Annotated in this window: 8 protein-coding genes; 3 read left to right on the top strand and 5 right to left on the bottom strand. The window is 69.7% G+C overall.

The annotated features are described in order from the left end of the window. Positions 1–634 precede the first annotated feature (634 nt). A complete protein-coding gene (locus tag ASG52_RS09705) occupies positions 635–1,801 on the bottom strand; it encodes a complex I NDUFA9 subunit family protein (protein ID WP_056242311.1) in 1,167 nt (388 codons plus the stop codon). 209 nt (positions 1,802–2,010) lie between these two features. Here ASG52_RS09705 and ASG52_RS09700 point away from each other — a divergent pair, with 209 nt between their 5' ends. The 3 genes from ASG52_RS09700 to ASG52_RS09690 all read left to right on the top strand — a co-directional run bounded on the left by ASG52_RS09700 (position 2,011) and on the right by ASG52_RS09690 (position 5,814). Then, positions 2,011–3,186 carry an MFS transporter gene (locus ASG52_RS09700; RefSeq protein WP_056242308.1) on the top strand — a complete coding sequence of 392 codons (1,176 nt, stop codon included), beginning with the start codon at positions 2,011–2,013 and terminating at the stop codon, positions 3,184–3,186. 27 nt (positions 3,187–3,213) lie between these two features. After that, positions 3,214–5,388 (top strand): primosomal protein N', encoded by a 2,175-nt coding sequence (locus ASG52_RS09695; RefSeq protein WP_056242305.1) that lies wholly within the window; start codon positions 3,214–3,216, stop codon positions 5,386–5,388. 63 nt (positions 5,389–5,451) lie between these two features. Next, complete coding sequence (locus ASG52_RS09690) at positions 5,452–5,814, top strand: SpoIIAA family protein (protein WP_056242302.1); 363 nt, start codon at positions 5,452–5,454, stop codon at positions 5,812–5,814. 135 nt (positions 5,815–5,949) lie between these two features. On the opposite strand, the gene ASG52_RS09685 is transcribed toward ASG52_RS09690, so the two are convergent. The 4 genes from ASG52_RS09685 to ASG52_RS09670 all read right to left on the bottom strand — a co-directional run bounded on the left by ASG52_RS09685 (position 5,950) and on the right by ASG52_RS09670 (position 9,246). Next, positions 5,950–6,342, bottom strand: a complete 393-nt coding sequence (locus ASG52_RS09685; protein ID WP_056242295.1) for a hypothetical protein — start codon at positions 6,340–6,342, stop codon at positions 5,950–5,952. 517 nt (positions 6,343–6,859) lie between these two features. Beyond that, positions 6,860–7,222: a cysteine hydrolase family protein gene (locus ASG52_RS09680; protein WP_056242293.1), complete on the bottom strand. Its 363-nt coding sequence runs from the start codon at positions 7,220–7,222 to the stop codon at positions 6,860–6,862. Between the two features lie 109 nt (positions 7,223–7,331). Then, positions 7,332–8,504 carry a zinc-dependent alcohol dehydrogenase gene (locus ASG52_RS09675; protein WP_056242290.1) on the bottom strand — a complete coding sequence of 391 codons (1,173 nt, stop codon included), beginning with the start codon at positions 8,502–8,504 and terminating at the stop codon, positions 7,332–7,334. Positions 8,505–8,607: 103 nt separating this feature from the next. Beyond that, on the bottom strand, positions 8,608–9,246 hold the full coding sequence (locus tag ASG52_RS09670; protein ID WP_056242287.1) for an FUSC family protein: 639 nt from the start codon (positions 9,244–9,246) through the stop codon (positions 8,608–8,610). Positions 9,247–9,282 lie beyond the last annotated feature (36 nt).

The following is a 9,282-nucleotide window of genomic DNA, read 5'->3' as shown; positions in this document are numbered from 1 at the left end:
TCAGCTGATCACAACATAAACGGAGTGCTCACATCCGTCTCACCCGCGTTTCCACGAATGAACGGTGAGCTTCCGAAACGTCGGTCCAGCGTCATACTCTCACGGCTCGGCCTCTCGACCGAACCCGCAAGGACATGAACAAGCCGCCCGCGTTTCTCTTTCTCGATATCTACTTGTCAAAGAGCGCGAAGCCTGCACCCAAGGTGCAATCTTCCGCCGCCGACGCGCCATCGTCCCGGTTGCCCGGCCCGATCAGCCCCGTCTTCAGCGATTGGTCCGCGGCGGTCCCGTTCACGCAGCGACCGCAGTCGTTGCTGGGAAGTCCGCCCGAGCGGTCCGTGGCGTCTAGAGCCGGCGAACCGTCCTGTCAACCGTCATCCGATCGACACATCCAGGACACGAAGGACAGCGATCGTCCGATCCAGTCGCCCGGATCAGCCGTGCCGCTCAACAGTCCCGAAGACCGTCGGTTCGCTGTGCCGCCCAAGTGGTGGGCCGCGGCGCCCCGTCGGTGAGGTGCTTCTACGAGGGCCTACCGTCCCCGTCAATCGGAAAAACAAGAAAAGTTCGAGAGAGGCGATCAGGGGCCTTCCTGGTGAAGCGGAGGGCCTATCCGAAAAGGCAGTGCGCGCCCTCAGGCGCGCGTGCCCCAGCGCTGGCCCATCCGGCTCGGGTTCGCGGCGTCGGCACCGATCGCCGGGCCGCTGGCTCGGGCGGGACGGTGCTGCGATTCCGGTGCCTCGGTGCTCGACGCGATCATGTCGGGCACCGAGGCCATCGCTTCGGTGCCGCGGCCTTGCGCGAACTGGCCGGCCTTGCGGAAGGTCCAGAGATAGCCGGGCACCACCGCCTCGACCGCGGTCGGGACGATGCCGAGACCCTCGATCGTGCGCCCCTCGGACTTGGCTTCCTCCGAGACGACGTTGTCGCTCTGGAGCAGCGTGACCTGATCGCGGGTGAGCTTGAGGCTCGGCGGCAAGAGCCCGAAGGTGAGCGTGTCGACGATCTCCAGCACGCGGGCCTGGATCCGGGCCGCCGGCTCGGGCAGGTCGATCACCGCGCGGCGGCGCATGATCACTTCGAGCATGTAGCGCACGAAGTATTCGAGCGTGTTCACCTCCGGCCCGCCGAGTTCGTAGACCTTGCCCCCCTCGGCATCGCCATCGACCGCGCGGGCGATCGCCTCGGCGACGTCGCCGACGAAGACCGGCTGGAACCGTGATTGCGCGCCCGCCAGCGGCAGCGCCGGCAGGAAGGTCGCGAGCCCGGCGAAGCGGTTGAAGAAGCCGTCGCCGGGGCCGAACACCAGCGAGGGCCGAAAGATCACTGCATCCGGGCTGGCGCGGCGCACCTCTGCTTCGCCCAGCGCCTTGGAGCGGGCGTAGAGCGAGGGCGAGGCCTCGTCGGCGCCGATGGCCGAGACGTGGATCACTTTTGCCCCCGCCGCCGCCGCGGCCCGCGCGATGGTGCCGGCGCCCTCGGTCTGCAACGAGGCGAAGCGCTGGCTCCCCTGCTCCTGCAGGATGCCGACGAGGTTGATGACGATGTCCGAATGTTCGACCGCGCGGCGGACGGATTCGGGATAGCGGAGGTTGGCCTGCACGGCCACGATCTGGCCGACCTTGCCGAGCGGCTGCAGGAACAGCGCGAGGTCGGGCCGGCGCACCGCGACGCGGATGCGGTAGCCGCGCTTGGCCAGCGCCCGCACCACGTGGCGGCCGAGGAAGCCGGAGCCGCCGAACACGGTCACGAGCTGCGATTGCGGGCGCAGCGGCGCGCCGTCGTTGCCGGGACTGGTCATGGCCGACGAAAAACCTCTCTCGCGAAAACCGCGAGACCGGCAACACGGGCCGGCCGCGCGGCCGACGGGCCACGGACGGGACCCTCGGCAGCACGCTCCTTAGACCAGTTTCAGGACGGAGGGCAGTCGTCGGCGAGCATGAAATCGGCGAACTCTCATCCGATCCATCCTCTCCCCTTCCGGCCACCGCGCTGCGCGCCAGATCGGGGATGGACGGAGTGGGGGTAGGCGTGGGCCAGGGAGGCATCGGACGGGCGGTCGCGCTCTACGCCGCGCTCTATGGCGGGTACGGCGCGCTCTCGCCGTTCCTGCCGGCCACGCTCGCCGCGCGCGGGTTCGAGGCATCACAGATCGGCACGCTGCTCGCCGCGGCGATGCTGGTGCGGCTGGTCGTCGGCCCGCCGACCGGGCGGCTCGCGGACCGGTATGCCGCCGTGCGGGGTTTTCTGGCGTTCGGCCTTGCGGCCTCGGGCGGGCTGACCCTGGGCCTGCTCGTCGGCGAAGGTCTCGCGTTGCTGGTCGTCCTCGTGCTGATCCATGCGGCGACGAGCGCGGCGCTCAGCCCGCTCGCCGACGCGCTCGTGCTGTCGGGTGGGAGCAGTGACGCCTACGGACGCATCCGCGGCGCCGGATCGGCCGCCTTCATCGTCACCACGGTGCTGACCGGATGGCTCGTCGGGCGGTACGGCAACGGCGCGGGGCTCGGGGCCTGCGCCGTGTTTTTCGGAGTTGCCGCGCTGGTGACGGTGCGGATTCCTGCCACCGCTTCCCTTCCGGCATCGGGGGCGACGGGCGGGTTTCGGGCGCTCGTCGCCATCGGCGCTTTTCGCCGCCTCGTGTTCGCCGCTGCCCTGGTGATCGGCGCGCATGCGATGCACGACGCCTTCGCGGTGATCGCCTGGACCGGGGCCGGAATCGGCGCAGGCGCCGCCGGCCTGCTCTGGGCGGAGGCGGTCGCCGCGGAAGTCTTGGTGTTTCTCTGGCTCGGGCCGCGCCTGCTCGACCGCATCGGGCCGGCCCGCGCGCTCGAACTCGCCGCGCTCGCCGGGGCTTTGCGCTGGGCGGTGCAGGCGCAGACGACGGGGCTCCCGGCCCTCGTCGCGATCCAGGCGCTGCACGGGCTGACCTTCGCGCTGCTGCATCTCGCCTGCCTGCGCATCCTCGCGCGGCGTGTGCCCGAGGGGCTGCGCGCCACCGCGCTTACCGTCTACGGCAGCTTCGGCCTCGGCCTCGCCTCGGCGCTGGTGACGCTCGCGGCCGGACCGCTCTACGGAGGCTTGGGGTTATCGGCGTTCTGGGCCATGAGCGGGCTGAGCCTACTGGCGGTGCCGGTCGCCTATCGGCTGCGGCGCGATCCTCGCCAGGATAAGACGGGACATATATAGAACGAGAGTTCGACAAACCGTGATGCCATGCCCGCCGTCGCCGACATCCTGATCCCGCTGGCGCTCGACACCGCCTACAGCTACGCGGTGCCGCCCGGCCTGACGCTGGCCGCCGGCGACGTGGTGCAGGTGCCGCTCGGGCCCCGCGAGACCGTCGGCGTGGTCTGGGGCGTCGAGGAGCGGGCTTCGGGGGGCAATCTCCGCCCGGTGACAGGGCGGATCGAGGCCCCTCCCCTGTCCGAGCCTTTGCGCAAGCTGGTCGATTGGCTCGCCCGCTACACGCTGGCGCCGAAGGGCTCGGCGCTCGCCATGGCGTTGCGCCTGCCCGACGAGGCGGCGCAGCGCGAGACCTCGCGCATCGGCGTGCGCGCCTCCGGCCGCCCGGCCTCCCGGCCGACGACGGCACGCGGCAAGGTGCTGGCGGTCGCCGCCGATGGGGCGGTGCGGGGCAAGAGCGCGCTCGCCAAGGAGGCGGGCGTGTCGCTCTCGGTGGTCGATGGGCTGATCGACGACGGGGCGCTGGAGGCGGTGGCCCTGGTGCCGGAGCCTGTGGCCCTGCCCCCCGATCCCGATCATCCGCGGGTGCCGTTGTCAGAGGCGCAAGCGGAAGCCGCGCACGAGCTGATCGCTCCCCCCTCCCCTGCCCCGGCCGAGTCTGGCGGGACGATCCTCCTCGAAGGCGTCACCGGCTCCGGCAAGACGGAGGTCTATTTCGAGGCGGTGGCCGAATGCGTGCGCGAGGGGCGGCAAGCCCTGGTGCTGATGCCGGAGATCGCGCTGACCGCGCAGTTCCTCGACCGGTTCGCCGGCCGCTTCGGCGTGCGGCCCGCGACGTGGCACTCGGGCATCGGCGGCAAGCGGCGCGAGCGCATCCGCGCGGGCGTGGCCTCGGGCGAGGTCAGGGTGGTGGTGGGCGCGCGTTCGGCGCTGTTTCTGCCCTTCGCCAAGCTCGGCCTGATCGTGGTCGATGAGGAGCACGAGAGCGCCTACAAGCAGGAGGACGGCGTCCATTACCACGCCCGCGACATGGCGGTGGTGCGCGGTCGCTTTGAGCGCTGCCCGGTGGTGCTCGCCTCGGCCACGCCCTCGATCGAGTCGCGGGTGAACGCACAAAGCGGACGCTATCGCCACGTCTCGCTGCCCGGCCGCTTCGGCGGGCGCCCGCTGCCGGACATCAAGGCGATCGACATGCGCCTCGACAAGCCGGAGATCGGCCGCTTCCTGTCGCCACCCATGGTCAACGCCGTGAAGGCGACGCTGGCCCAGGGCGAGCAGGCGCTGCTGTTCCTCAACCGCCGGGGCTACGCCCCACTGACTTTGTGCCGCGCCTGCGGCCACCGCTACCAGTGCCGCAACTGCTCGACCTGGCTCGTGGAGCACCGCTTCCGCCGGGCGCTGGTGTGCCACCAATGCGGCTACGCCCAGCCGAAGCCCGAGGCCTGCACCGAGTGCGGCGCCTTCGATCACCTCACCCCCTGCGGCCCCGGCGTCGAGCGCATCGCGGAAGAGGCCACCGCGCTGTTTCCCGACCGGCGCATCGTCGTCCTGTCGAGCGACTTTCCCGGCGGGGCCGAGCGGCTGCGGCAGGAACTGGAGACGGTGGCGGCGGGCGAGTGCGACCTCGTCATCGGCACCCAGCTGGTCGCCAAGGGCCACAACTTCCCGCACCTGACGCTGGTCGGCGTGCTGGATGCCGATATCGGGCTGACCACCGGCGATCCGCGGGCGGCGGAGCGGACGTTTCAACTTCTTCAGCAGGTGACGGGGCGTGCGGGGCGCGGCGAGCGGCCGGGCCGAGCCCTGGTCCAGACCTACCAGCCCGACCATCCGGTCATCGCCGCCCTACTCTCGGGCGATGCCGAGCGTTTCTACGAGGAGGAGATCGGCGCCCGCGAGGCGGCAGGGCTGCCGCCGTTCGGGCGGCTCGCGGCGCTGATCGTGTCGGGCGAGGAGCGCGAGAAGGCCGAGGCGCACGGGCAGGCTCTGGCGCGGGCCGCCGATCCGCCGCCCGGAATCATGGTGCTAGGGCCGGCCGAAGCCCCGCTGGCGCTGGTGCGCGGGCGCTGGCGCTTCCGGTTGTTGGTGAAGACCGAGCGCGGCATCGACGTGCAGAGCTATCTGCGCGACTGGCTGGCGCGGGGGCCCAAGCCGCGGGGTAATCTCAAGGTCGCAATCGACGTGGACCCGCAGAGTTTCCTATAAGCGGCCTCCCGCGCGGCCGGTGCGGGGTTCTCGCGCCGGCGCCATTTCGAGGAGCGCCGCGCCTTGCTGACCTACGAGAAGAAGCCCGATTCCGCGATCGCCGAGATCGTCGTCGACGGCAAGATTTCCGACGAGGAGATGAACGCGGTCATGACCGCGATGAAGGCCGACCTCGACAAGGGCGGCAAGCTCAAGCTGCTGGAGGACGTGCGCGCCTTCGAGGGCATGGAGCCGGCGGCCTTCTTCAAGGATCCGCGCTTCGGCCTCTCGATGATGAAGGGCGTGAGCCACGTGGCGCTCGTCACCGACGCGACTTGGCTGCGGGCGGTGGCCGAGACCTTCGGCTTCGTCTCGCCGGTGCAGATCAAGGTGTTCGAGCGCGCCCGGATCGCCGAGGCGCGCGCTTGGTTGGAAGCGGGCGTCTGAGGCTTTTATCGAGTTGCGTGGATCAAAACCAATGGTCCTGATCCACGCGTCCGGCGGACGACCGCCGCCACGCCGTCGCATGGGCGATCGACGATGACGGTATCATCGCCGATCGATACCGAGATTGTCGGCGGATCACTCCGCTTGCGCGGTCCGCACCGTATGGCGGCGGGCGGTCCAGCGGCCGGTGCAGAGGCCGCCCGAGACGCGCCACGTGCCGGAGCCGCCGCGCACCTGAAGCCGGCCTGAGGCGGTGCCGTTGGCCGCCGCCGTCGCGACGGTGAGGCCGACGCTGCCATCCGACCCGACCCGGCCCGAGACCGTGGTGCCGTTCGACGAGGCCGTCGTTATCGGACGGACCTGACCGTCCTGAACGCTGAGGGTGTAGCTGTACTGCGCCTCGCACATCCCGCTCTCGGTCACGAGCTGGACCGACCACGTGCCGTCGAACCCGCCCACCGAACCACCGGCGACAGCCGGCGAGGCGAGCAGGGCGGCCAGGGCGGTCGTCAGAGCGAGTTTGGACATGCGTGATCCGGTGCAGCGACGAGGGTGAGGTGACCGGATGCGCCGTCGCTCGCGCTCCGAACCGTCGATCCGTGAGATGTCCGCACCATACTGAAACAAGAGGCGAGAATATGACGGCAGCCCATGGCAGGGTTGCCGATAGAACGCATCTTGTCATGGAACTTTTTACGCACAAGTCGGAGGGAAGTTCCGCCGACGCGCACGTTCTTCACAATTTGTGTTGAAGCTTGAGCGTTTGTAGCGAATAGACAACTGCGCGGCTCTCCGGCGCCGTAAGCTCTTTGCCGGGCGCGGCGAGGACAGTGCAAGGCCCCATGCAGGCGGTCGCGGCGCATCTCGGCTTCTTGCCCCAAGACGAAAGGACGCCGCTTTTAGGGCGGCGTCGGGATCGCCATCGTCGTCAGCAAGAAGCGCGCCGGTCGTTCGATCCTGCCGACACCGTGATGTCCGCAGTTGTTCAAGCTGTCGCCGGTTCGGCCTGAAGCATCGGCGTGCGTCGTCGCGGTGATCGACCGGTTCAGCCCGGCCAAGCATCCAAGATCTCAGCGACCGGCGCCGGCTCGATCCGGGTGCCGAAGCGGGAGTGATCGAGGACCATCATCGCGTCGTAGGTCGGGTCGACCGAGGAGCAGACAACGAAGCGGCCGACGATCAACCGGGAGCCGCGATCGACCGCGCCCATCACCCAGGCATCGGTCTCGTCACCGGTGATCAGCAGGGTGTCGATGCCCTCGCCCTGGAGGATGGTCTCGAGGTCGGGCTCCATCCAGGGCGAGGCGGTACGCTTGTCGATCACCTTCGCCGGCGGGGTGAAGCGGGCGAGGTCCGGCAGGCCTTCTTTCAGCCAGGACGTAAGCTGGTCGGTCTTCTCCGACAGCATCCTCGGTGCATCGACGCAGACATGCGCCGCCCGCCGAGGCGTCCGAAGTCGAGGCCGTCGTCGCCGGGCATGTTTCCTGCCACGACGGATACTGGGAAACCCGAAAGCATCAGCTCGGGTGGAAGACGACCTTCACGCAGCCGTCCTTCTTGTCCCGAAACGTCTTGTAGAGGTCCGGGCCGTCGGCGAGGTCGGTCGAGCGGTGGGTGATCAGGGATGCGGTGTCGAACTTGCCCTCCTGGATCAGCTTGGTCAGCGGATCGAGGTAGCGCTTCACGTGGGTCTGGCCGCTCTTGAGCGTCAGGCCCTTCTGCACGATCGAGCCCATGTTGACCGGGATCGGCCCGCCATAGACGCCCGGCACCGAGACGATGCCGCAGGGGCGCACCGCCTTGATCGCCTCGGTCAGCGCGTAGGGCCGCTCGGTCGAGGTCAGTTTCTCCTGCAGCGTCGCGATCACGCTGGAGAGGCCGTGGCCGGCGGAAGCCTCCATGCCGACGCAGTCGATCACGGCGTCGGCGCCCTCGCCCCGGCTGATCTCCTTGATGCGCGCGAACACGTCGTCCTGCGCGTAGTCGATGATGTCGGTCGCGCCGTATTTGCGGGCGAGCGCGAGGCGCTCCGGCACGGTGTCGATGGCGATGATGCGCTCGGCGCCCATGATCTTGGCCGACTGGATCGCGAACAGGCCGACGGGCCCCGCGCCCCACACGGCGATGATCTCGCCGCCCTTGATTTCGCAATGCTCGGCGCCCTGCCAGCCGGTCGGCAGGATGTCGGTGAGGAACAGGACCGACTCGTCGTCCATGCCGTCCGGCACCTTCATCGGCGCCACGTCGGCCATCGGCACGCGCACGTACTCGGCCTGTCCGCCTGCGTAGCCGCCGGTGATGTGCGAGTAGCCGAACAGCCCGGCGGTGGTGTAGCCGAACTGCGCCGCCGCCATCTCGGCGTTGCGGTTCGAGCGCTGGCAGACCGACCAGTTGCCGAGCTTACATTGCCGGCACTCGCCGCAATTGATGTTGAAGGGCACGACGATGCGGTCGCCCTTCTTGAATTTGGTGAAGCCCGCCGCGGTCTCGACCACCTCGCCCATGAATTCGTGGCCGAGCACGTCGCCCGACTTCATGGTCGGCATCTGCCCGTCCATCAGGTGGAGGTCGGAGCCGCAGATCGCGCAGGAGGTCACCTTGATGATGACGTCGCGCGAATCCTCGATGATCGGGTCCGGCACCGTATCGCAACGGATGTCGCCCTTGCCGTGCCAGCACAACGCCTTCATGGACCATCCTTCCCGGATCGAGCCGTCACCCCGAAGGGCAATCGCGGCGGGAACCCCGGGGGCGTGCGGCCAAGTTCCATCGACGAAGTTTCCCGGCCAATGGTCAGGCCGGCTTTTCCGGGGCGAGGCGGCGGTTCACCCGCGTCACGATCCAGACCGTCGTGATCGCCACGCACACGCCCCAGCCGACCTCCACCACCCGCGAGGCGGCCATGCGCTCGACCGGGCCGACATGGGGCACGAGCAGGATGATGGTGGCGGTGATGCCGGCCAGGCGGCAGGCGCTCGCGACGTTGACGAGCCAGCAGGCGAGCGTGGCGAGCACCACCGCGGCGGCGTAGGCCCAGAGCGAGGGCCCGAGGCCGAGGAAGGCGGAGAGCCCGACGAGGCCGCCGATCGCCGCCCCGGTGAACTGGTCGCGCGCCGTCGAGCGGGTCGCGCCGAACTCGGTCTGGGCGACCGCGACCGCGGTGATCGCGGCCCAGAAACCCTCGCGCAGGCCGAACACCTGCGTCGGCACGTAGGCCGCCACCGCGGCGAAGGCCGACATCAGCCCGTGGGCGAGTCCGCGGGAGAAGCGGCGGCGCAAGGGGAGACGCTTCGAGAGCCGCACCACCTGCCCGCGCAGCCAGCGGATGCGGCCGACGTCACGGTCGGCTCGGCGCACGGCGCTCGCGGCATGCTCCGCGGCGGCCTCCGTCTGTCCTGCGTCTCTGCCTTTTTCGATGGTCCGCGCGTCCATCCGCCCTCCGGCCGGCGTCGTCCGGGCGTCTCGCGG

Source organism: Methylobacterium sp. Leaf456, from assembly GCF_001425465.1.
GTDB lineage: Bacteria > Pseudomonadota > Alphaproteobacteria > Rhizobiales > Beijerinckiaceae > Methylobacterium.
The sequence above is the reverse complement of the archived record's forward strand: the minus strand, read 5'-3'. Positions and strand labels throughout refer to the sequence as shown.